The sequence below is a fragment of the Enterocloster bolteae genome, from assembly GCF_002234575.2.
GTDB classification, from domain to species: Bacteria; Bacillota; Clostridia; order Lachnospirales; family Lachnospiraceae; genus Enterocloster; species Enterocloster bolteae.
Map to the genome: position 1 here is coordinate 2406660 of NZ_CP022464.2, position 23468 is coordinate 2430127.

The 23468-nt window shown below is 41.6% G+C and carries 29 protein-coding genes, 1 tRNA gene and 1 riboswitch; of the genes, 28 read left to right on the top strand and 2 right to left on the bottom strand.

Features of this window, described 5'->3' with window-relative positions; all coding sequences use genetic code 11:
• Positions 1–26: 26 nt before the first annotated feature.
• Positions 27–956, bottom strand: coding sequence for a DUF5688 family protein (locus CGC65_RS11275; protein ID WP_002566974.1), 930 nt, complete (start codon positions 954–956; stop codon positions 27–29).
• A gap of 457 nt (positions 957–1413) precedes the next feature.
• On the opposite strand from CGC65_RS11275, the gene CGC65_RS11280 reads away from it, so the two are divergent.
• From CGC65_RS11280 to CGC65_RS11290, 3 genes are all read left to right on the top strand, one after another.
• The gene (locus CGC65_RS11280; protein WP_002566975.1) at positions 1414–2211 is read left to right on the top strand and encodes a threonine/serine exporter family protein; all 798 of its coding nucleotides are present in this window, start codon (positions 1414–1416) and stop codon (positions 2209–2211) included.
• A complete protein-coding gene (locus CGC65_RS11285; protein ID WP_002566976.1) occupies positions 2205–2645 on the top strand; it encodes a threonine/serine exporter family protein in 441 nt (146 codons plus the stop codon). Before CGC65_RS11280 ends, CGC65_RS11285 begins: the two co-directional genes overlap by 7 nt.
• A gap of 47 nt (positions 2646–2692) precedes the next feature.
• Positions 2693–2764 (top strand) — tRNA-Arg (locus CGC65_RS11290).
• 185 nt (positions 2765–2949) lie between these two features.
• On the opposite strand, the gene CGC65_RS32505 is transcribed toward CGC65_RS11290, so the two are convergent.
• Positions 2950–3129: a helix-turn-helix domain-containing protein gene (locus CGC65_RS32505; protein ID WP_002566977.1), complete on the bottom strand. Its 180-nt coding sequence runs from the start codon at positions 3127–3129 to the stop codon at positions 2950–2952.
• A 463-nt stretch (positions 3130–3592) separates the two neighbouring features.
• On the opposite strand from CGC65_RS32505, the gene CGC65_RS11300 reads away from it, so the two are divergent.
• From CGC65_RS11300 to CGC65_RS11420, 25 genes are all read left to right on the top strand, one after another.
• Positions 3593–3883: a ribbon-helix-helix domain-containing protein gene (locus CGC65_RS11300; RefSeq protein ID WP_002566978.1), complete on the top strand. Its 291-nt coding sequence runs from the start codon at positions 3593–3595 to the stop codon at positions 3881–3883.
• Entirely contained in the window at positions 3883–4401 is a 519-nt protein-coding gene (locus tag CGC65_RS11305; RefSeq protein ID WP_002566979.1) for a relaxase/mobilization nuclease domain-containing protein, read from the top strand. The genes CGC65_RS11300 and CGC65_RS11305 overlap by 1 nt, the downstream gene beginning before the upstream one ends.
• A gap of 88 nt (positions 4402–4489) precedes the next feature.
• Positions 4490–4753 carry a Mor transcription activator family protein gene (locus tag CGC65_RS11310; RefSeq protein WP_002566980.1) on the top strand — a complete coding sequence of 88 codons (264 nt, stop codon included), beginning with the start codon at positions 4490–4492 and terminating at the stop codon, positions 4751–4753.
• Positions 4754–4824: 71 nt separating this feature from the next.
• Positions 4825–5430 carry a 4Fe-4S single cluster domain-containing protein gene (locus tag CGC65_RS11315; protein ID WP_038281807.1) on the top strand — a complete coding sequence of 202 codons (606 nt, stop codon included), beginning with the start codon at positions 4825–4827 and terminating at the stop codon, positions 5428–5430.
• Complete coding sequence (locus tag CGC65_RS11320) at positions 5427–5633, top strand: DUF2997 domain-containing protein (protein ID WP_002566982.1); 207 nt, start codon at positions 5427–5429, stop codon at positions 5631–5633. Before CGC65_RS11315 ends, CGC65_RS11320 begins: the two co-directional genes overlap by 4 nt.
• Positions 5630–6829: a ComEA family DNA-binding protein gene (locus tag CGC65_RS11325; protein WP_002566983.1), complete on the top strand. Its 1200-nt coding sequence runs from the start codon at positions 5630–5632 to the stop codon at positions 6827–6829. The genes CGC65_RS11320 and CGC65_RS11325 overlap by 4 nt, the downstream gene beginning before the upstream one ends.
• Before the next feature lie 17 nt (positions 6830–6846).
• Positions 6847–8520: an AAA family ATPase gene (locus CGC65_RS11330; protein WP_002566984.1), complete on the top strand. Its 1674-nt coding sequence runs from the start codon at positions 6847–6849 to the stop codon at positions 8518–8520.
• A gap of 18 nt (positions 8521–8538) precedes the next feature.
• Positions 8539–9324, top strand: a complete 786-nt coding sequence (locus CGC65_RS11335; protein WP_002566985.1) for a hypothetical protein — start codon at positions 8539–8541, stop codon at positions 9322–9324.
• A gap of 50 nt (positions 9325–9374) precedes the next feature.
• A riboswitch (cyclic di-GMP riboswitch) is annotated at positions 9375–9450 on the top strand.
• Between the two features lie 70 nt (positions 9451–9520).
• Complete coding sequence (locus tag CGC65_RS11340) at positions 9521–10687, top strand: YARHG domain-containing protein (RefSeq protein WP_235622171.1); 1167 nt, start codon at positions 9521–9523, stop codon at positions 10685–10687.
• Positions 10688–10738: 51 nt separating this feature from the next.
• Positions 10739–11308, top strand: coding sequence for a hypothetical protein (locus CGC65_RS11345; protein WP_002566987.1), 570 nt, complete (start codon positions 10739–10741; stop codon positions 11306–11308).
• 201 nt (positions 11309–11509) lie between these two features.
• The gene (locus CGC65_RS11350; RefSeq protein WP_002566988.1) at positions 11510–12442 is read left to right on the top strand and encodes a DUF932 domain-containing protein; all 933 of its coding nucleotides are present in this window, start codon (positions 11510–11512) and stop codon (positions 12440–12442) included.
• A gap of 103 nt (positions 12443–12545) precedes the next feature.
• Positions 12546–13067: a JAB domain-containing protein gene (locus tag CGC65_RS11355; RefSeq protein ID WP_002566989.1), complete on the top strand. Its 522-nt coding sequence runs from the start codon at positions 12546–12548 to the stop codon at positions 13065–13067.
• Positions 13068–13139: 72 nt separating this feature from the next.
• Positions 13140–14069: a YqaJ viral recombinase family nuclease gene (locus tag CGC65_RS11360; protein WP_002566990.1), complete on the top strand. Its 930-nt coding sequence runs from the start codon at positions 13140–13142 to the stop codon at positions 14067–14069.
• A gap of 19 nt (positions 14070–14088) precedes the next feature.
• Positions 14089–14889: a recombinase RecT gene (locus CGC65_RS11365; protein WP_002566991.1), complete on the top strand. Its 801-nt coding sequence runs from the start codon at positions 14089–14091 to the stop codon at positions 14887–14889.
• A 17-nt stretch (positions 14890–14906) separates the two neighbouring features.
• On the top strand, positions 14907–15164 hold the full coding sequence (locus CGC65_RS11370; RefSeq protein ID WP_002566992.1) for a hypothetical protein: 258 nt from the start codon (positions 14907–14909) through the stop codon (positions 15162–15164).
• Positions 15165–15276: 112 nt separating this feature from the next.
• Positions 15277–15546 carry a type II toxin-antitoxin system Phd/YefM family antitoxin gene (locus tag CGC65_RS11375; RefSeq protein WP_002566993.1) on the top strand — a complete coding sequence of 90 codons (270 nt, stop codon included), beginning with the start codon at positions 15277–15279 and terminating at the stop codon, positions 15544–15546.
• On the top strand, positions 15527–15844 hold the full coding sequence (locus CGC65_RS11380) for a type II toxin-antitoxin system RelE/ParE family toxin (RefSeq protein ID WP_002566994.1): 318 nt from the start codon (positions 15527–15529) through the stop codon (positions 15842–15844). The genes CGC65_RS11375 and CGC65_RS11380 overlap by 20 nt, the downstream gene beginning before the upstream one ends.
• 189 nt (positions 15845–16033) lie before the next feature.
• The gene (locus tag CGC65_RS11385; protein WP_002566995.1) at positions 16034–16405 is read left to right on the top strand and encodes a lecithin retinol acyltransferase family protein; all 372 of its coding nucleotides are present in this window, start codon (positions 16034–16036) and stop codon (positions 16403–16405) included.
• A gap of 28 nt (positions 16406–16433) precedes the next feature.
• Positions 16434–17357 carry a DUF5688 family protein gene (locus CGC65_RS11390; RefSeq protein ID WP_002566996.1) on the top strand — a complete coding sequence of 308 codons (924 nt, stop codon included), beginning with the start codon at positions 16434–16436 and terminating at the stop codon, positions 17355–17357.
• A gap of 344 nt (positions 17358–17701) precedes the next feature.
• Positions 17702–19036: a hypothetical protein gene (locus tag CGC65_RS11395; RefSeq protein WP_002566998.1), complete on the top strand. Its 1335-nt coding sequence runs from the start codon at positions 17702–17704 to the stop codon at positions 19034–19036.
• 268 nt (positions 19037–19304) lie between these two features.
• Positions 19305–21332 carry a hypothetical protein gene (locus CGC65_RS11400; protein ID WP_002566999.1) on the top strand — a complete coding sequence of 676 codons (2028 nt, stop codon included), beginning with the start codon at positions 19305–19307 and terminating at the stop codon, positions 21330–21332.
• An 18-nt stretch (positions 21333–21350) separates the two neighbouring features.
• A complete protein-coding gene (locus CGC65_RS11405) occupies positions 21351–21557 on the top strand; it encodes a helix-turn-helix domain-containing protein (RefSeq protein ID WP_002567000.1) in 207 nt (68 codons plus the stop codon).
• A 27-nt stretch (positions 21558–21584) separates the two neighbouring features.
• The gene (locus CGC65_RS11410; RefSeq protein WP_002567001.1) at positions 21585–22763 is read left to right on the top strand and encodes a tyrosine-type recombinase/integrase; all 1179 of its coding nucleotides are present in this window, start codon (positions 21585–21587) and stop codon (positions 22761–22763) included.
• A 102-nt stretch (positions 22764–22865) separates the two neighbouring features.
• Positions 22866–23057 (top strand): hypothetical protein, encoded by a 192-nt coding sequence (locus CGC65_RS11415; protein WP_002567002.1) that lies wholly within the window; start codon positions 22866–22868, stop codon positions 23055–23057.
• A gap of 10 nt (positions 23058–23067) precedes the next feature.
• The gene (locus CGC65_RS11420; RefSeq protein ID WP_002567003.1) at positions 23068–23430 is read left to right on the top strand and encodes a type II toxin-antitoxin system PemK/MazF family toxin; all 363 of its coding nucleotides are present in this window, start codon (positions 23068–23070) and stop codon (positions 23428–23430) included.
• Positions 23431–23468: the final 38 nt, after the last annotated feature.

Genomic DNA, 23468 nt, shown 5'->3' on the forward strand with positions numbered 1-23468 from the left:
AGCCTGGGCTGCCCGGAATTTTAAGGTCAGCAAATGGAAGCGGGGCCGGAGGATGCCATGGTGACCTCCCCCGTTTCCCTTGAATAGAGATATACCTGATTGGACAGGCGGTCTTCCTCAGGGACCTCGGACCGGTTAATGTGAGTCACCAGCCGGCTCATCTCCTCATAGGATATATCGCCGTCGTCAGGCAGCAGCAGGACTTCGTGGATGCTGGATGGAAGGATGATTAAATTCTTTTCCACCCCGTCTGCGAAGTTTTTTAATACGTCCTCATACAGGATACAGGCAGCGCCGTTGATACCGGAACGGTTGCTGAGAACGTAAAACGGAGCAGGGGTTTCCGGCTTTGGATGGGTTTCTTGAAAATGGGGATTCAGTCCGCGGTTCATCTCCTCGATGATACAAGCCATGCTGGAGATGACAGGAGGAAACAGACGGGGAGAATTGGACAGGGCAGATGTTTTCAAATCTTCCAGGGAAATGTTCCAGATGCGCAGATGACTGTTGTGAATCATGGCGGTCATGAGGCCGGTGTCATCCTCATGTATGCAGAGATAGAATACAATGGCCAGGTCCATCCAGGGAATGTAAGGGACATCCTTCAGAATGGCTTCATTGGAGGCAGCATGTATCAGTTTGCAGGCAATATTAGAGCGTATGCCTTCATAATCGGACAGCATCTCATAATTCAGGGGAGGCGGCGTATCGTTCTGGCGGTACATGGTCAGAAGTTCTGCCACAATCTGGTCCAAAGACATTCCCTTACGGTACTGGTCATAGCAGGGATTCAGGTAGATGGCAGGAGCAATATGGGCATTCCCTCTGGTGATGCATAGTCCATCCAGAATGAGTCCGTTGTTTTTGGGAACCTTGTGCAGCTCCAGCTCATAGCTGCTTCCCAGCTCTGCCTCCATACGTTTTTTTACAGCAGCTAAAAATTGTTCGTATACCAAATGTATACCCCCTTTTTGATGATATTTATGTAAACTGAATAACAGTTCCATATCTTTACTGAACTGAATAATAAGGTTTTCTGAACTGGCTAATAAGGGAAACTTCCGGTGAAATTGCCTTGGATAAATTTAAGATGGATAAAATGAATATCAAACTATAAATGAATATCAGATATTACATGAATATCAGAAAGTAAATGAATTGACACCAGCTTAATCCATAAGGCCATGATTGTCAATAGACGGGAAAGGGATTTTTTTGCTGCCGGGCCGGCAGAGACAGGCACAGGGCGGAAAAAGCCGTATTCTATCGGGATTTCCAGGGGTATATTGTCATTTTATCGACTATATGGACGGGAATGGTGGGGAAATCACGGGAAAATGGCAAGAAATGAAATTGACGGATGGTCATGGTACTGATATACTCGATTATAGTTTCAGAAAGGAATGGAGACGAGTGGACGAACATCATTGGAGCGAGGACCATCTGATAGCCAGTACCGCTGTCCTGGCCGGGGAAATCATGCTGATCAGCGGAGCCGAGATTGCCAGGATAGAGGGAACCATACATTATATACTGGGGTGCTGCCATGACAGAAATGCACAGACCATGGTATTCAGCACAGGCATTTTTGTGAGTCTGGACAGCCCTGAGGGAGAGGCGCTGACCCTGGTTCGGAGAGTGGAGGCGCGCTCTACCAACCTGAACCGGATATACCGTGTGAATGAGGTGTCCAGAAGGCTGTGCGGCGGTCTTATGAGCCCTGAGGAGGCCTACCGGGAGCTGGAGGAAATAAAAGACAGCTGTCAGTATAAAAGGGAGTTAAAGGCCCTCAGTTATGCGTTTATCGCCGTATTCTTCGGCGTGGTCCTTGGCGGGAGACCTGCGGATTGCCTGGGAGCTGCGGTGATCGGCGGGATTCTGGGATTGGTGGTATACGCCATATCAGGTTTGGGATTCAATGATTTCTGCGTCAATGGTCTGGGGGCATTTACCATCGGGATAGCTGCCCTGGCCATGAACCGGTGGATTCTGACAGGGGCCAGTAATGACGTGGTTATCATCAGCGCCATCATGCCTTTGCTGCCCGGCGTCATCTTTACCACGGCGGTACGGGATACTCTGAACGGGGATTATTCCTCGGGGGCAGCCAGAATGCTGGAGGCAGTGGTAACTGCTCTCGCAGTGGCGGCCGGAGTGGGTGCGGGTATGGCACTGTTCCATCAGCTGACAGGAGGAGGCGGAATATGGTAGTTGCGATTCAGGTGGCAGGTTCGTTTATGGCAGTGCTCAGCTTTGGGCTGGTGTTGGAGATGCCGAGAAAATACCTGGGCTGGTCAGGGCTGACCGGCGGGGTGTGCTGGCTGGTATATCTGGTGGTAAAGGCAGGCACCGGCTCCATGATACTGGGAGCATTTCTTTCCAGTCTGTCCGTGGCTCTTATGGGACATCTGTTTGCCAGGATTTTCAGGGCGCCGGTCAGTGTGTTCCTGGTGCCGGGAATTTTACCCCTGGTGCCCGGTACATCCATCTATAACAGTGTATATTATGTTATCCGCAACAGCAGGGAGGAATCCATGTATTACCTGGTGGAAACTCTTCAGATTGCGGGTGCCATAGCCCTGGCGGTGTTTCTGATGGATTCTGTGTTTAAGCTGGTGGGAAAGAAGAAAAGGATAAAAGTGTAAAATTAGGACTTGAAGTTTTGGAAAAAATATAGTATCATAATAGGGATGCGTCTGTAGCTCAGTGGATAGAGCAGTGGCCTCCGGAGCCGCGTGCGTAGGTTCGATTCCTATCAGACGCATTTTTGATTGCATGTTTTTATGATTGGCGGATGCCGCAGAGTCGTGGGAAACCTTGATTCTGCGGCATTTGTTGTTTTATACGTCTGGCTGATATAATTCCATCATGACACAATCCCGCTGATGGGAGGGGATTGGTATGGGTCAAAGATGGGTCAAATGGATGGGTCAGCAGATGGGTCACCTCTCAATAGTGCCTGTGCGTGGGGCGCAAACTCTTTAAAAAATCCACAGGAATCTTATATCGCCTTCCGCCAGCCAGCTTTTCTGCCGGCAGCCTTCCCTCTTGGATCATACGGTAGGCGGTGGATGGACTGATGGATGTCCGTTCGCAAAATTCTTTTAGTGATATGTATGCATCTTCCATTCTGTTAAAAACTCCTTCCGGTAATATTTTAATAATTTGTTCTGGTGAAAATGAAAATATATTCAAGCATTGTCATGAATGAGGCAATGCTTTTTTGTTGTCATATCTTCGCAGGTTAATTGATAAAAAGTTTGAAACAGATTCTAAGCGTTCGGTTTCTGTTTTGCCTTTTCAGCTTTGTGGGTGAGGATTGATTTACAAATATGTTTGAATTTTAAAGTACATATAACAGTTCAGTAGTACGAATGAGTTGTCATGAGTTATAAGAATAGTAACACATGTATAATGCTGAAATAAGCAAGAGGATAGATAAATGAATATTAACAGTATATAGACAGTTAAAGAATAGTCTTATATAGAATCATGAGAACTGATAGTTATATATATTATATCTGTATTATAACAAGATACGCTTTTTGTATTACTTTTTTATGAGCGGATTATATTCTGAGAAGGAGGAACTATGCGCAGAGAGGATGCAAAAGAGAAGACAGTTTCAATAAAAATGTCTCAGAAAATGTATACCAAAATTGAAAAGAAGATGCGAGAGAAAAACTATAAGAATATCTCAGCATACATCCGTGATTTGGTTCAAGCAGAACAGGCGAAGAACGAACTTAGTAAGCCAGCCAAACAGAGGGCTGTGGAAGCCATATGCACGATACAAACATATATAAACTGCAACGGAGACTTTTGTGAAGGTAATGAAAGGATACTGGACGCATTGAAAACAGTTAAGGAGGTGCTGCGCTAATGGCGACAGTCAAAGTATTTGGCGGCAAGTCCTATGATGATAAGTATTCTGGAAAAAATTATACAAATTATAATGCGCTGGAATGCGTATTGAACTATATGTTCCGGGAAAAGGGAAATAGGGATGATATTATCCCGGAGATAAAAGGGGGCTATGGGGTCAATCTGGAATCTACGGAAACCATAATTGAGGATATGAGGATGGTTAAGGATGTCTATGAAAAAAATGGTGGGCGTCAGTTAAGGCATTTCTCTGTAAACCTGAGTGCAGAGGAGACAGAGACAATCAATGATTTGAATGCATTTGCGTATGATATTAGCGGTTATTATGGTAACAGGTATCAATCGGTATTTGCCGCACACAAGAAAGGCAGGGGAGTACATATTCATGTGTGTGTTAATTCTGTAAGCTTTGTTGATGGTAAGAAATTTTCAGATAGAAATGGAGGACTTAAAGAATATAAGGATTATGTTAATAGGTTGGTTCAAAAGCACAAAGACACGAATGACAAAAAATAATGTATTTTTCATAGTTAGAATATTGTGGAATTATGCGAGATGAAACTTCAAAACGAGAGTGATATAGTTGAGAAAAAGGAGATGGGATATGTTGGAAGAAATAAAAAATAGAGGGGAAGGCATGGCAGGCATTTATAAAGATATTGCCGAGGTGGCTGGGGAAGATGTGGCTAAGATTTTGTACAAAAACTTTCGGGGACAGCAGGTGGTATTCCCGAATAAATTATATTCTTCCAACTTTACAGCGCAAAAAATAAGGGAGGAGTATAATGGGAAAAATGCAAAGGAATTGGCATTAAAATATGGTTTTACAGAAAGATGGGTCAGGACCATATTAAAATCAACTAAATAAATGTGATTTTAGTTATAAATGATATGGAATGTATAGCTTTAGGCACAAAGGAATTGAAGGTGAAACTTGTTATGGAGTTATGGTTGAACCGCATTCTTAAGGAGACAAAAACGGAGGGATTTGGAAATCGCTTTTGCATTTGGATGCAGGGATGTTCTATACATTGCTCAGGGTGCGCTAATCAGCATATGTGGCCTTTTAATGTGGGGGAAAAAGTACAAGTAGAATGTTTGGTATCAGACATTGTAAACACTAGGTCGATTGAAGGTATTACATTATTAGGAGGAGAGCCGTTGGACCAAAAAGAGGCTGTGGCCCAGCTGGTTGAAGCGGTAAAAAGGCAGGGGCTGTCAGTTATTTTATTTACAGGTTATTTGTATGATGATTTAAAAAAAAGCAGGGATATTTGCGTACAAAGAATTCTGCGAAATATAGATTTGATGATTGATGGCCCTTTTATTGAAAATAAGCTTGATTTTTCAAGGCCATGGATGGGATCGGAAAATCAAAAATATATATTTTTGTCAGATAAATATTCTGAGAAGGATTTGGTGGATATAAAAGCCAAAAGCCAGTATGAAGTCAGGATTTATCCTGACGGTAGTGTGAAAATCAATGGTATGGGAGATTTGAAAAAAATAAGAAAATTTTTAAAAGTTGATGGTGGGATGGTATGAAACAGATAAAAGTAACAATCTATGCAAATGGATATGTGCAAGCAGAAACGGTAGGGATAAAAGGGCAAAAGTGTGAGGAGTTTCGGCCTTTGTTAGAAAATATTCTACAAAACAGAGTAGTGGATCAAGCATATACGGATGAGTTTTACGAGATGGCACTAGAAGAAACCTATGTAAACGAAATGGAGAAAGCAAGGATATGAAAAAGCTGGGGATTGGATTACAAGTGTTTATGTGTGCTGTACTGTCATTCTTAGGATTTGTGAATTATGGCGTGTGGATCTGGATGGCAGGAAAAATGGGGTTAAAAAAAATGAAACTGGCTGGTATGGTACTGTGTGGCTTAATGGTTATGCTTATGGTATTAGCCGGCGTTTATGACGCAGAGAGTGCAGACATCCTTATGTCAATTTGTATGATACTATTATTTCTTCCTACTTTTGTAATTTTAGCTAATGTAGGAAAATTAAAAAGATGTCTGGATTTACGTCTTTTAGTTAAAAAAAACAACATTAATGTTCAGAAACTAGGCGAGCAGGAGTGCTTATTTATAGAGATACCAGAGAATGAGAGATTATTGAAAACAAGTAAGATGCTTTTTGGTGATAAAGGAGAAGCCGTCTTAAGGGTAATTGCTTTTAATGAGAAAGAAAAGGCTGATAAAGCTCTGGCAGAAAAGGAAGACCGAATTCGGCAAAAAAAGTTACAGGCAGAAGCAGAGATTGCGAAAGCAGAGGCCCAAAAGGCCGAAGCAGAAAAGGCAAAAGCAGAGGCACGGAAGGCCGAGGCAGAAAAAGTAAGAGCCGAGGCTGAAAGGGCTCGAGCTGAAAGAGCCAGCTTAGAAGCACAGAAAGCAGAGGCTGCACGTGCTAAAGCAGAGGCTCAGAGGGCAGAGGCTGCGAGGGCTGCGGCAGAAGCCAAAAAAGCAGAGACAGAAAAGGTAAAAGCGGAAGCAGAAAAAGCAAAGGCAGAAGCGGAAAGAGCAATAGCAGAAGCAGAGAGGATAAGAGCAGAGGCGGAAAAAGCAAAGGCCGAAAACCAAAAAAAGGAGATAGAGAAAGATAGGAAAGAAGTAAGGCGTGTAAAAACGGAGGACAACAGGGAAAAAGAAATAAAACCAGTTTCGATAGGAAAGATATCAGAACAGCCAGTAGATATTAATTTCTGTGATGAACAAGAATTATCACTGGTTCCTGGAATCGGTATCATTTTAGCAAAAAAAGCTATAAGGATCAGGAATGAAAAGGGGAACTTTGAATCAGTTGATGATTTTGTTAAATGTATTGGCATTAGGGAGAGTAATGCAGCATCAATAAAATCCCATTTAATATGTACCGCAGAAAATAACTGTAACACTGTAGATATTGTTAGAAAGGCTGGGAGAAAAATTGATATTTAATGCTGAGAGGGTTGAATATGGACAGACAGTCAGGAATTAACGTAAAAAAACATTTATCAAACTTATTTAGGGCACGTTTTCCAATCATATATATACCGACATGGGAAGAAAGCCGGGCAATAGAAATATTGAGCGATATTGCAAATGATGTTCAGCTTATCAAGACACAGAGGACTTTGTACATATGGAGTCAAACACAGGGATTGTGCAGTTATACTACTGGAAAGGCTATTGCTGATACAAAGACCCCGGTAAAAGCGTTAGAGTATATAGCAGATTGCAGTGAAGCGGCAATTTTCTGTCTGAAGGATTTTCATGTATATTTTGGAGCAGATAATTCGAAAGCAGATTATGGAGTTATTCGTAAAGTAAGGGATTCGGTTGAGGAACTTAAAAACAGCAGATATCCTAAAAATATGGTATTCATTTCTCCGAACATTGTACTTCCTAATGATTTGCAGAAGGAGGTTACTATTGTTGAATTTGGCCTTCCCACATTAGAGGAAGTCAGTGAAACTCTGAGTGAGATGATTGAGGCAAATCAGGAAAAAATTGATATCCTGCTTTCTGAAAGAGAAAAGATCCAGATGTGCAAGGCAGCATTGGGATTAACGTTGCAGGAAGTGGAAAATGCATTGGCGAGAGCTATGGTAGAGAAGGGACGGCTATCAATTGATGAATTAAGTATTATTTTAGATGAAAAGAACCAGGTAATCAAAAAGACCGGAATGTTAGAATTTGTAAAGAGTGATTTAAGTATTGATGATGTAGGAGGTTTGGAGAACCTGAAGCGATGGCTTTTGAAAAGAAATAAATCGTGGTCGGATACCGCTTCTAAATATAATCTTCCTTTGCCAAAAGGCGTACTTATAACGGGCGTGCCTGGATGTGGAAAAAGCTTGACGGCAAAAGCAATAAGCGCAGTTTGGAAATTGCCGTTATTGCGTTTGGACATGGGGAAGATATTTAGCGGTATAGTAGGAAGTACTGAGGAAAACATGAGGAAAGCAATTCAGACAGCAGAAGCAGTCGCACCATCTATCTTATGGATTGATGAAATTGAAAAGGGATTTAGTGGTGTAAGTGGTTCTTCTGGAGATGGTGGAATATCCTCAAGGATTTTTGGTACGTTTCTCACATGGATGCAGGATAAGACAAAAGCAGTATTTGTGGTTGCTACTGCCAATAATATCAGTAATCTTCCTTCGGAAATGCTGAGAAAGGGCAGGTTTGATGAAATTTTCTTTGTGGATTTACCAACAGAAAAAGAGCGTAAGGATATTTTTCAACTGCATTTAAAAAAGAGGCTTACGAATTCAGAAATATCAGGAAATGTAGATATTAATGATGGATTGCTAACAGAGTTATCTGGCAGGACAGAGGGATTTGCCGGAGCAGAGATAGAGCAAATTGTTGTAGCTGCACTTTTCGAAGCATTTTCTGAGGATAGGGCCCTAGAAATAAAAGACTTATTTAAAGTTATTTCTAATATGGTTCCCTTATCGGTCACACAATCAGAGCAGATTATGCAGATTCGAAATTGGGCCAATGTGCGGGCCGTAGCTGCGACAGCAAGAGAAGACAGACATGAGTATGAACGAAAAGAGAAGGAAAACATTCAGGACCCTAAGATTACAGAACAGGAGGACGAGGTCAAGAAGAATAGAGGAGGACGTTCTGTGGATTTTTAAAACGGGAGGGAGGTTTTTATGTCTATTTCATTAATGGGAGTGATGTTGGGGTTGCCCCTTGCGCTGGCAATGCGTGGAATTATGGGAAAGGAGAAATTTGAACAATGGATTGAATCAAAGGACTACTTGCTGTATACAACGTTTGACTCCATGGAGGAGATGCGGAGAGATATTGAAGCGTCTGGATATGATGTGACGGAATGGTATGGCTCTTTAAAAACTCATTTAACACAAAATAAGTCGTCCTATTTTGTGTGGAAAGATATTGATGGAAAAATTGTAGCAAGAATGTCAGTATATGATGATAAAGCAGCGATTAAAGAATTTATTGAGGCAGTAGAAGGAAGAGCAAAGAAAAAAATATTCTATGAGGACGGTAAGGATTCCGTAAATATCAGTGCAGAGGAGATACAGCAAGCCGCTGAGTCTGTGACAGATTTATACTATGAAGAATATCCTACCATCTATGTGGATGTGCAATTGCTGTGTGACATTATTGAACGATATCAGATAGAAATATTAACCTATTCCGAGGATGAAATTAAATGTCGGTACGAAAACTATGATATGATTTTTAGCAGGCAAAAGGGGGAAGAGCCTTTTAATTTGGAAATCAATTCTTCCAGCAAGAATATGAGACATCTGCATGATTGTATTGATTGTTTAAATGAAGATTATTATGCAGCACTTCAGGAAAAAACGTATATAGGAATTAGAAAAAAAATTATGGAAGAGGGGTTTGAAATTGAAGAAGAACAGGTGATGGAGGATAATTCAATCGTAATGATGATTTCGGTTGGGTAGATAAGGGGATGGTGGGTGGCATTTGTTGATATAGTTTGATTTGTTGAATGTAAATATTGGGGCAAAGCACGTGAAAACGTGTGACGCAAAACTAGAGGGCCTGTAAGATGGCAGCCAGTTGCATTTATATGGAGCTGCCAGGTGATATGGTAGCTTTTATTATTCCAGGAAGAAAGGTTGGGAACAAATGATGAGGATGGGCTTGGCAGTTTTATTAGCGTTTGGTTTAGCAGCATCAGTAACAGCTTGCGGGGATGTGAATACAGGAGAAGATAAAAAAGAGGCAGCGACCATTGGGACTACAGTAGAAAGCGAGAACGTAACAGGAGTGTCAGATACCACTGAAATCCAAAACGCCGAAGAAGAATATAAGAGTGGCTGTATTGAAAGCTTTGATTATAATGAATATTTTAGGTATCCTGATAACCATGTCGGAGAGCGTTTATGTGTCACGATGCAAATTGTCCAATTACTCAATGGTGGCTTTAGAGGAATGGATATGAATGGCAAAATATATATAACTTTGTATGAAGAAGGGAATCCGAATTTACAATTAGATGATATTATTACTGTCTGGGGAGAGTACAAGGGGGTTATTGGGTATGAGACAACAGACGAAAACTATATGGGATTTTTTACGATAAACGCTAAGTATACAGGATTCGTTGATGAGATGATTGCTAATTCGTTTCAGGAAGTATTATCGGAAGAATATGATGTTTCTGAAAATTTTTCTGAGACGGTAGCAGATAACCCATATAGGGACTCCATTCTCTTATGGAAATCATATGATAGCGAATTATCAGATTCAGATGTTGTTGGCTTTTCTAAGGAAGAGCTGCGGATTGCCAGAAATGAGATATATGCAGCCCATGGAAGAATTTTTACATCTCAGGACTTGATTGATTACTTTAACAGTAAGCCATGGTATCAGGGAATAGTACCATCGGACCAGTTTAGTGAGTCAGTTCTTACAAAAATCCAGAAAGCTAATATTGAAAAGATAAAAGCTTTTGAGGAACAGGCAGATTCGGCATTCGATGCTTCAATTGAAATTCCCAAAAAAGATGGAATCTATACATATCGTAATATGGATCCTGACGAGATGTCTGTAGGCGTGGAGTATATGAAGATGACTGTTGAAGGAAGCAGGGTAAGCATGATAATGTATGATACAGAATCCGCCAGCGGTAATATTACAGAATATAGCGGTTTTTATAATGTCAACGATGAGGCGTATGTTTCGGAAGAGGAAGGCGGCATTGTCATTGGATTTGATGAATATGGACAATATGCTACTGTCATATTCCCTTGGGACTATGAGCCTAAATTTTCACTTGTAAGCGTAAGCCCATTAAATTGATACAGAAAAATCTAAATGATTAATTATGAAAAGTAAGTGGAGGGAATGATTATGTTTAAGAAAAGTTTTGTTATGATGCTATTTGCAGCAATTATAGCAGTAGGAAGTGCAGTACCGGTCTTTGCCGAAGAAGAATATTATGGCAATGTTAAAGCGGACAGTTTCTATGAGGAGGAAAGTGATAATGCTATTATATTTGAATATCCATCATATATAGGATATGAAGCAGGGAAGAATCTTTCAGATTACTTTTCATATTGTACTTACGCTTCACCCGATGCGCATCAAACAAAGAATTTTGACTTAGCCGAATACCGTTGGTTTTATGGTACAGTCAACCTAGTAGCTGATTATGGGGATAGTGGGTATCAAATATGGGTATCAGGATATGACCCGTCATATACGGATACTGTAGGATGGCCGATAGAAAGCAATGTGGCTGCTGCTAAGGATGCTGAAATAAAAGAAGGAGATACGGTTATTGTGTTTGGAAAAGTGTTTTCTTATGACAGTGGTTTTAACAAAGAGCTATATGTTGGTGGAGCTGATATATTAATTACAACTCGGTCATTTACAGACATTCTAACCGAATACTATAATTATTTAGAAAATATGCAGTAACTTGTGGTTGCCAGGAGAGTGACAAAATCAGTTTGTTGCTCTTTTGGCTTTTTAACTGGTTAAAAAAATATGAAATAGAGTAGGGTCTTTTACTTTTTTATGTTATGACTGCATAAATTGAAATATGGTATTACCCACAATTTCAAATATATATTATCCCCTTGAACCAATAACCAATCACATTTCAAGGAGGTAATGTATATGTCAGCAGAAGTTGAAACTATGTTTTACACCAGAGAGAAACCCTGGCATGGACTTGGGACCAGAGTGGAGGATGCGCCTGGTTCGAGGGAGGCTTTGGAACTGGCCGGGCTGGACTGGCAGGTCATCCAGAGACCCATTGCGACCACAGACGGACAGGCCATATCTGGCTTCAAGGCCAATATCCGGAACACAGACAGCCGGGTTCTGGGAGTGGTCACCGACCGTTATAAAGTAGTACAGAATGAAGACGCCTTCGCCTTTACAGACCAACTGTTAGGCGAGGGCGTTACTTATGAGACGGCAGGCTCGCTGCAGAACGGACGGCGCACATGGCTGCTTGCCAAACTGCCCCAGCGGTATATCATAAGTGGGGATGAGATTACGCCATACATGGTCTTTATGAATACCCATGACGGGACGGGAGCAATACGGGTAGCCATGACGCCGGTACGTGTGGTCTGCATGAACACGCTGAACTTGGCCCTGTCTACGGCAAAACGCTCCTGGTCCACCAACCATACAGGTGATATTGCGGGCAAGATGGAGGACGCCCGTTACACGCTTCTGTATGCGGACCGGTACATGTCGGAGCTGGGAAAGGCAATAGATCATATGAAGCGTCTCAGACTTTCAGAACGCCAGGTCATGGAGTATATTGACGCCCTTTTCCCACTATATGATAATCCGACTCCGCAGCAGCAAAAGAACTTGAACCGAATGAAGGAAGATATGAAAACGCGGTATTTTGATGCGCCGGATTTAAAGCATGTGGGAAAAAACGGTTATCGTTTTATCAATGCGGTATCGGATTTTGCCACACACGCGAGGCCCCTGAGGGAAAGCGCAAACCACAAGGAGAACCTCTTTGCAAAAACCGTAGAGGGAAATGCATTGATAGACAGGGCATTTGCCATGCTGCAGGCTGCATGACAGGCAGTATGATGAAAACAATGACAATTGAATATAAAAATACGTAACCCGGGAATGTAAGGCGGCAGCCTGCGGCGTTCCCGGTTTTATGTGGAGGAAACATATGGATCGGAAATCAAACGATGAGATAGTAGAAGGCATGATGAGACGCCCCATCCCTAAAAAGAAGGTGGGGATTGTCCATCTTCAAATGGTAAGGGAGGGCCGGGCTCTTTATGGTATGACGCGCTTTACGGACCCGGGAATGGCGGCGGAGATGGTATGGCCCCTCTTTGAGATGGCTGATCGGGAGATGGCGCTTGTCCTGTCCCTTAACACGAAGCTGGAGCCCCAGGCTCTGGAGATTGCCGCAGTGGGGGGACTGAACGCCTGCAGCATTGACTGCCGGGATATCTTCAAGCATGCAGTTCTGAATAACGCGGCGTTTATCATATGCTTCCATAACCACCCGTCCGGTGACCCCAAACCCAGCATGGAGGACCGCAAGCTCACCAAACGGTTGGAAGAGTGTGGGAAGATACTTGGGATACCGCTGATTGACCATATCATAGTAGGGGAAGGCCCGTGCTGCTACAGCTTTAAAGAGCAGGGGATGCTTTCATATACGGATGGGGAGGTAGCTTAATGCCGTTTATTATCATTGAAATAATTATCAGGATTTTTAAGAGACTTTAAGCAAGGACAGGAGGGCGGAAAAATGATTACTAAGGTTTCAACATTGGGTATGACCCATGAAGAATGGCTCAAAAGGCGTAAGGAAGGAATCGGCGGTTCGGATGCCGGCGCAATCTGCGGTCTGAACCCGTATGCAAGCCCTATGAGCGTCTATCAGGATAAGACAAGCCAGGAGATAAGTGCATCAGATAACGAGGCCATGCGTCAGGGAAGGGACCTGGAGGAATATGTGGCCAGGCGTTTTACGGAGGCAATCGGACTCAAAGTCAGGAAAAGCAATATGATGTATGTCAACAGCCGGTATCCCTTTATGCTGGCGGATGTTGACCGGCTGGTGGTGGGAGAGGATGCGGGATTGGAATGCAAGACTGCCAGCGCTTACAATGCGGATAAATGGAAGGATGGGGAAATCCCGCCTCACTACGTCATACAGTGTTACCATTACATGGCGGTGACGGGAAGGAAGAACTGGTACATAGCGGTGGTGGTTTTAGGGCAGGGTTTCCAGTATAGAAAGCTGTCCTGGGATGAAGAGATGATACGGAACCTGATTTCCATTGAGGATGATTTCTGGAACAGCCATGTGTTGAAGCGTGTGATGCCGGACCCGGACGGTTCAAATGCCTGTGACGAGGTATTAGAACAGTATTTCCATCATGCAAGGAAGGGAACGGCGGTTCCTCTCATAGGGTTTGATGAAAAACTAAACCGCCGTCAGGAGATTGTCCAGCTGATGAAGAAGCTGGAACAGGAACAGAAGCAGATTGAGCAGGAAATAAAGCTGTATATGAAGGACAATGAGTCCGCATTTAATGAAAGATATAGAATCACATGGACCAATGTGGATACGGCCAGGCTGGATACGAAACGGGTCAAGGAGGAAAAACCAGAGGTATACAGGCAGTTTATGCAGACCACCAGCTCCAGGCGTTTTACAGTTAAGGCAGCGTAAGAAAAGGAGATTTATCAGTATGGGAGTTAATGTAAAGCACGAATTAGAACAAAGGGCAGCAGGCCAGGGAGCCTCTGTCAGATTAACAAAAAACATGACAATTGTGGATATGGTAAAGGCTTTGGAACCAGAAATACGCCGGGCACTTCCAGCGGTGCTGACACCAGAACGTTTTACCAGGATGGCGCTGTCATCTATTAACAATACGCCGGAACTGGCGGAGTGTACCCCTATGAGCTTTATTGCTGCGCTCTTAAATGCCGCCCAGTTAGGTCTTGAGCCCAATACACCCCTGGGCCAGGCATATCTGATTCCCTATAAAAATAAGGGTAAGCTGGAGTGTCAGTTTCAGCTAGGCTATAAAGGACTGATTGATTTGGCCTACCGGACCGGGCAAGTACAAATTATTCAGGCACAGGTGGTCCGGGAATTCGATTCTTTTGAATACCAGTACGGCCTTGATTCCAAACTAGTACATAAGCCGGGAGAGGGGGCGCGGGGAGAAATTACCTATGTTTATGGTCTTTTCAAGCTTTCCAATGGTGGTTATGGGTTTGAAGTCAGCAACAAGACGGAAATGGACACCTTTGCTGCCCGGTACTCTAAATCTTTCGGAAGTAAATACAGTCCATGGACTGAGGACTATGAATCTATGGCAAAAAAGACCGTGATTAAGAGGGTATTGAAATATGCCCCTATTTCTTCCGATTTCCAAAAGGCGCTGTCCATGGACGAGACGATTAAGACCGGAATCGCTGTGGATATGAGTGAGATTAGGAACGAATGCCTTCCGGAAGAAGCAGGATCTGAGGCAGCATAAGGAAGGGCGGGGAAGGGATGGAGCCAACAGCATATGACTTTTTAGAAGAAATGATAATGGAGAGGATTAACCAGATCCTGCACGGAGATCTGAAAGGGACAAAGATATTTTATAAAGAACAGGAGGCCATCATGAAAAGTCTGGATCAGGAGACAAAGGATAAGTTTGAGGAGTTTGCCAGCAATATGCTCTGTATTAGCGCAGAGGAATGTGTGGCAGTTTACAAAGATGCGTTTCTGGATGGGCTGCGTCTGGGACATAAGGCATTTAGGTAAGGAAAATTGGTTTTTGAGAAGTAATGGAAATCAATAGAAATATACAGGTCTGTCTTGAGTGTCAGATAAAATTGTGATAAAATAATGATATAATTAAGAGAGGGGCGATATCATGATTCAAATCAGACCTGTATCAGATTTAAGAAACAAGTTTCCTGAAATAGAGACTCTTGTAAAGGAAAACCAGCCAGTATACTTAACGAAGAACGGTTACGGGGCCATGGTGGTACTGAGCCTGGAGGAATATTCCAGGATTACCGGTGATGTGGGAATGAAGCTGGATGAAGCGGACAAACAGGCGGAAGAAACGGATATCCGTCTCACCCACGAGGAAGTTTTTAGCGGATTGAAGGGGAGGATACATGGAGCAGAAGCACTATAAGCTGCGGTATCTCCCGCTGTTTGTCTCTGATATGGAGGAGATTGTAGATTACATTACACTCCAGAACCCGGATGCAGCATATCATTTTCTGGAGCGTGTGGAGGCGGCAATCTGGAAACGTCTGGAATTTCCGGTATCCTTTGAGCCGTATCAAGGCACCGGGGCAAGAAAACACCCATATTACAGAATTTATGTGGGGAATTTCATTATCTATTATGTGGTTATAGATGATGTTATGGAGGTACGCCGAATCCTCTGGGATAAGCGTGATGCAGGATGGTTATTGGAACGGGACTAGATATGGCCTGTGATGTATGACGGACCATCTGCATATCAGGTGATAAGTGGAGAACAGAGGATGGTGTAAGGATTGCCAGGATAATATTAAGCGTATAATGAGATAGGATGGAGGGTAAGCCATGATTCGGAAACGGATTGTGGCTTTCTTTTTATCCAATGAAATCAGGCAGGAAAGGTTTAAAGCAATATGGAGCATAAGAAATTTAAGGTAGGATGCCATTTAAAGGCGGGCCGGCTGCTATATGAGCATCATGGCATTTATATAGGGGAAGGTCTTGTAATCCATTATGCATTTGATGGCATCACAGTGGATACAGTGGAGAAGTTTGCGAGGGGAGAGATTATGGAGGAGGTCCCCCATTTCGATTCGCCTTATACAGGGGAAGAAATAAGGAAGAGGGCATTCAGCCGTTTGGGAGAAGACCGATATGATTTGGTGTCAAACAACTGTGAACATTTTGCAAACTGGTGCTGTACGGGAGAGGCGGAATCGGAACAGGTTGAGGAGGCGGTCCGGTTGGCCGGGACCCTGTTGTTGAAGATATTAGAGGGATGTTAATTGATTACGAAAATGGAGGAACGGAATTATGTTAAATGTATCATTGGAACTATTTGCAGATGAGGTTGTAGAATGTGTCAAGGAGATTCTGGGTGATGGATATGATATAGAGCTCAGGCGAGTACCGAAAAACAATGGAATCATTCTGACAGGTATAAGTATATGCAGGGCCGGGGAGAAGGTGAGCCCGGTCATCTATTTGGATGACTATTACGCTGAAAGAGCGGATACAGAAACAGAGGTAGAACTTACTGCAAGGAAGATTGTGAACTGTTTTCGTTATAATGGGGACCTGTCTGACACAGTCTTGAAATCGGCGGAGCACCTTTATGACTTCGGAAAGGCCAGGGACAGGGTCATGTTGAAGCTGATTCACACGAAGAACAATGAACAACGTTTGAACCAGGTTCCAAATATACCATATCTTGACCTTTCCATTGTATTTTATTTATATATGGATGAAGACAGTGGAAGTATGATGACGGCCCAGATTCAGAATGAACATCTTGCCTTATGGGGAGTTGACACGCAGATGCTATACAGGATTGCGCTGCAGAATATGCAGCGTGTAATGCCGGCTCAAATTAATAGTATAACGCAAATCATAGAGGATCTGAAATGTGCATTTGGGGAGGAACCAGACGAGGATAGGGGTGAGGAAGATGCCCCCTTTTATGTGTTGACAACGTCCAGAGGTATCAATGGGGCCGCCTGCATGCTCTATTCAGGAGTGCTAGAGAAGTTTGCGGAGCAGAGAGGGAAGGACATCATTATTTTGCCGTCCAGTGTGCATGAGGTGCTGCTATTGGAAGATACTGGGGATATAGATTGCAAGGCACTTACGGAGCTTGTGAAATGTATTAATGCTACAGAGGTTCCGATGGAAGACGTTCTTTCTGAGAATATATACAGGTATGAGCGGATTTGTAATAGGATAACTATCATTGCTTGAATACATATCGGAATTACATTATAATTATAAATTAAGAAATAAATGTCCTGAGATATTTGCTCTAATTAAAGCAACAGGGGGGGGGGGCACGGTTATTATGGGACATGCTTAATACGGATGGATGCAAGGTGTGACTATGAAAATTTGATATTCTAAAAAGAGAGGGAGGGGTGTCATGGACAGAACAGAAATCCTTCCCTTTCAGGTGGAGAATAGGTTTTTAGGATGGAAGGTGATAGGGAGATGGATGTTTGCGGATAAAAGTTATAAATCATGGTGTTTTTGGATTTTTATAATCCAGGGTACTTTGATATAGAAAAAAAGATAAAAGGAAGATAAGCGAAATGATAGAGGAACTAAACAACGCGGATAAAAAAAATTTGATATGGAATTCCGAAGAAATTGTTAGTGAATACGAAAATTTATATGGGCCTATTTCTCCCAAGGAGGGAAAAAAGTATGCTACCCTTACAAAAAATCTGAGTAAAGCTGTAAAGATATTATCGAAAAGCTGTAAAGGTAAAGATAACAATGAGGGTCAAGACATGACTAAGTTGCCAGAAATACTTGGTGGAACGAGAGGAAAAGGATATTACTTAGTTCGGAAATATCGATATGACTTTATTTTAAAGAATAATAGGGCTGCAGAATATTTTATGAAGGATCGGAATAAGCGAAAAGACTGTTTTTACAAAGAATTGGAAGAATTAGAGCAGACTCTGGATTTTCAGATATTCTTTGACTACAAATCAGAACTTAAAGATATTTGTAGATTATTTTGGCTGTGTGAGAGGTTTACAAAAAAACCAGATATTTTTATTATATATGATTTAGTACAAAGGCTTGGAGGTGTTATTTTTAGTGAGCAGTTACAGATGGATAAGGGTTTAGAAACACTGATGAAATACAGGGAATTGAAAGAGGATCTTTATCAACTTGCTGTATATTATATAGAAGATTTACTCTGGCAAGGAAAATTGGATCCAGGCATACAACGGATTTATAATGACATAAACCTATGTGTGATAGATAAAGATGAGATAAAAGAAGCTATTAAACCAGAAATAACGAAAATTATCTTTGAGTACCAGGAAATAGTTGATAATATGCTATCTATGCGCTGTGCAGATAAAATAATGATGCATTGTGAATATAAATACAAAAGATCCAAGCCTAAATTGCCATTAAGCTGTATTTTGTCAGATTTAGAAGAAATAGATGACTATGAGGACAGGACTTGTTTAACTCCAAGGAATTTATTAGAGGATGCAAGATTCTGTTACGAGATAAGGAAAACAGGCCAAAGGGGACTTTCGCAGAGAAGGATAGAAAAGGAGTTAGATAATATTTTTAAGAAAATAAGGGAACTGGAGGTTTGTGACAGGGAGTGTCTTTTATATGATTTTCTATCAGAACTGCAAAATTGGGAAAATATGACGGATTATCTCATTAACACGGTACGGTATCTGAGGTTCTGTGATATGGTTAAATTTCAATATCAAGTAAAAGAGTGTGATAGAGTTGAGTTTGAGTCAATTTATAAAATTGCTAATGCTGAACTGTTTGAAGAATATAGACAATGGGAAAAATGCATACCATCCAAAGCACTGTGCATGCAGACAAAGGCAATGTATTACCGTGAGAAGGAGAGTTCCGAAAAGTTAATGGTATCAAGATAGAGGTAACTAAAAATAACCGATTCCGATAGTGGGAACGGTTATTTTTAATTAAGATATTGTTAATAGAAAGTTTAATTTATATAATTTAGGTCTCATTTGTGTAGATATAGTCATTTTATAAGCCTAAAAACGTCAAATGAGAATCATTTTACTATCTTTTTAATTGGTGTGCAATTCGATTATAATAATAATTAGAACGAAGTACTGGCCGGTAGTAAGTTCGATGGAACCTAACATTTTAAAACAGTAGGAGTAGGAGGCATTAATTATGGTGCTATCAATTAAGAACTTGGAGATTATCGATGAAACTTATTATTGTGACGGAGAGCCAGTTACTGATTTTACAGTAGAATTTCTTGGACATCTCGTTCGTTGGGAAAACGGTATCCCGAATAGTTACTATAAAATACGGATTATTACAACAACGAAACAAAAGGTAGTAATGGATGTATCAGCAGCAGATATGAATAGCGTAAGGTGGATTTATAAGATACCCTTTGCAGTTTGGTGTAAAAACAAAAAGAAGTTTACAGGAATGTTAATAACTGCAATAAAGACACAGTTACAGGGAATTGCTCCAATCGAAGTCATTTATGATAGGGTAGGGTTTGTGGAGCGAAATTGTGAATGGATATTTCTCCTGTCAAATGGTTCAATAAGCAAAAGGGGTTTTGGCTTTAAAGAACACTCTGGAATACAGCGTTATAATTTCTTGGGTAAAGTGATTATGGAGCAGGAGGAAAGGGGAACTCAAATAGAGGAATTCATATGTCTATTAAAGCAAAACATAGAAATATACTATCCATTGTTTCTAATAACGTTGATGAGTGTGGTACGGCTACCCTTAAGAAAACAGGGAATTGAACTCGGAATTACAGTATGGCTGTATGGAAACTCTGGCTCTGGAAAGACGGAACTGGCAGAGGCATTAGCAGTTTTTACAGAGGTCAATGAATTTGGAAATAAGGAATTGATGTATGCGACAACCAGTAAACGTTACATTCTGGAAACCTTGTCATGTTCAAAAGGAATGCCTGTTATCCTGGATGATGTGAAACAGGAAAAGGTCCAAGGGCAACGTGACCATTGCAGGATAGCGGTTGACGCTGTGTTAAGAGGAGTATTTCAGGGATGCCTTACAGAAAACTATGGGCAGAAGGATACCAGCGTGGATACATGTGCGGTTATAACCGGAGAATATATGGAGACTACAGAATCTCAAAATGCAAGGTTACTATATAAAGATGTATCGGGTTTCCTTGAAGATAAGGGGAATTCGGAGTCTTTGCGAAAATTCCAGAGAAATAGCAGGCTGTTGCCGGGAATAATAGGAGACTTTATATGCTGGCTCTGTATGGAAATGGAAGACCAGGATGTCCTTGATAAATGGAAAAAGCATTATCATAGAGGGCAGGATGAGGAATCCATATATGCGAATGTTCCAAATGGAGCTAGGCTTAAAGCCAATGATAATATGATGAGATTCATGCATTATATTTGGATGAAATATATAACTGATACGGGTTTTAATAACGAAGGGTTAAAGGTGGAATTTCAAAGAAAAGGAGAGTATAGCATACAAAAAATAGTAGAGGATACATCTTTACTGCTCGGAGGACTTGAGGCATTGCTTGTTCAAGCTATGACAGAAGTGGTTCAAACTTCCCGGATACGTCATGCGAAATACAGAAGGGAAAGCCTTTTAGTATGTGATGGGTGTGTATGGCAGCAGCAAGAGTTTTGCTTATGGGAAGAGGATGATTTCTTATATATAGATGATATTGAACGCTCTTGGTCCACAAAAAGTTGTGAACAGTCAGCAGATATAAGGGGAATTCTGGTAATAGGCAGGGATAAGCTGTTGGATAAGATGTTGTATGTTGTGGATAACAAAATAAAACAGGGAGTAATACCAGAGCATTTTTTAGATAAAGTAAGCCTGGGGGCAATGGCTAGATGTGGCTTGATTGCTTGCTCACTTAGAGATGAAAAACAATATCGCTATGCCAAATATTATCCATGTATCGCTCCAAAGGATGAAGAGGAAATTGGAGAATATTTTTCTGATTATTGCAATCATAATCTTCCACGTAATCAGAGAAGAAGAACGGTTGAATACAAACGAGATATGGTTGTTCAGTGTAATTTAGGGCATTCGGCTTTTGCACATGTCTTAGACTGCATGATAGAGGATGCAAAGGAGGGTATGTTATCTGGAGTTGAGAATACAGAAGTTATGTCCATGCGAAGGGCTTTTAGTCAACGAAAAGTACTTCTTAAAAGTGTAAGCGAATAAAAGAAGGGAGATATTAACATGGAAGAGTTGAACAGAAACAGCAGTAAGAAGCTTCTGCACAAGAAAGAAATAGGGGTTATGTTTGGCTACGGTCGGGACAAAACCCGGCGCCTACTGGAATCCGGTATTTTGCCGGTCATCCAAATAAACAATGATTACGTCATTTCGGCAGAAGAGTTAGATAAGTGGATGAAGCGGAATGCAGGTAAAAAAATCAAGCTGTAATAATATTTAATCCAGGAGGAATTAGATATGGTAGCAACCAGAAGAGTGAGCTCACCTTATACAATAAGGCAGAGGAGCGATGGACGGTATGAAGTAAGGCTCTATACCGGCACGGATTCAAATGGTAAGAAAACATATAAATCCATATACGGAAGAACATCAAAGGAATTAAAGGAGAAGCTGAAAGAGATTGCAACAGAGCAGAAGAAGAACCGAACACCAGCTGCCAATATAAATTTTAGGGATTATGCTTTGCATTGGATGCGGCTATATAAATACCCAGTATTGAAACCTGTGTCCTACGACCGTTTGGAGCAAACATATAATAAAGTATGTGAATATTTAGGATGGATTCAGATGGGGAACATTAGTACGGATGACATTCAGGAAATGATTAATGATTTAGCCAGAACGAAAGCATATTCAACCGTAAAAAAGCATCATGAATTTGTGAAAAATGTGTTTAGTCACGCATATAAAACTGGAGAACTGGATTTTAATCCATGTGAAGCCGTGGCGCTGCCGATAGAACGCAATATGACTGTAAAAACGAAACCGGCAGAAATTCTGTTAGAGGAGGAGACGGAGGCAATGTATGCGTTTAATGAGAAGATAAAAAAGAGCCGGAATCAATTCTTTAAACAGATGCCGGCGCTTCTGCTGATGCTGAATACAGGATGGCGTGTTGGGGAACTTCTGGCTTTGGAATGGACCGACATTGATTTCAAGAAAAGGACAGCCCGCATTAATAAAACTCTGGCAAAGGCTAAAACCCGTAATGACGCGGGGGAATCAATCAGCCGGCATAAAACGACCTTTCCAGAACCCACTAAGACAAAGGCCGGAGAGCGGCTTACCCCACTTAATGACATGGCAGTTTCCCTCCTAAAACAGATAAAGGAATACAACCAGCGGATGGGTATCCAGAGTAACTATGTAGTATGTACAAAGGACGGAGGGTATGTGAGCGAAAGGAATTTGCTTCGCACATTTAAAAGTGTCATGGGTATAATTGGAGCGGAGAAAGATTATACAATCCATTCGCTAAGACATACATACGCTTCAAGACTACTCAAAAGGGGCGTGGATGTCAGCGTAGTAAGCAAACTGCTGGGACATTCAGATATTAATACTACATATGGAAAATACATCCATGTCCTCCATACACAGCTGATGCAGTCCGCCCAGTCTGTTGAGCGTATTTAAAGTAGCGTTGTAAAGCCGATGGTTTTAATGTATAATATAGTCAGAAGCAGTATGTTAACAACATTTTTATTTAGATACCAGATAGATGGTGGAGGTATGATAATGAAGCAGGTGACAGCAGAAACAATCAGCCAAATGTCTGATGCAGAGGTATTAAAGCTGCTTGGCGATATGAGGGATATACCAATTAGCAGTAAAAGAAGGGTCTGGAAAAGCCTGAACACGGGAATTTATGATAGTTCCGGCAAACTGATAGGCGACCGGGCTGCAGATGAAGACGACTATGTAGAATAGGGGGTACTATATGCGTATTCCAGTTTCCATGTATATTCAGGGGACTGTTATTGATATAGAGTTCCCGTTTCAGGGAGACTCTCAGAAAACCAAGCGCAGGCCAGCGGTTGTAACGGATTTTGATGATATGCATACAACGGTCATTCTCCTTAAAGTAACTTCCCATGAACCGAGGACAGACTATGATTACGTTTTGCTTGACGCAGGGATGGCAGGACTGAAAGAGGGTTCCGTCATACGATGCAATCATATTCTGACAGTAAACAATGATTTATTATGTGATAAACGCGGCGATTTATCAAGAAGGGATTTTATACGTGTATTGGCTCTCTATCAAACAGCCCTTATAAGTGGCAGTGAGGAGCTTTACTAAATTGCTTATGCATCAGTATTCGGATTCTGGTTTAAAGT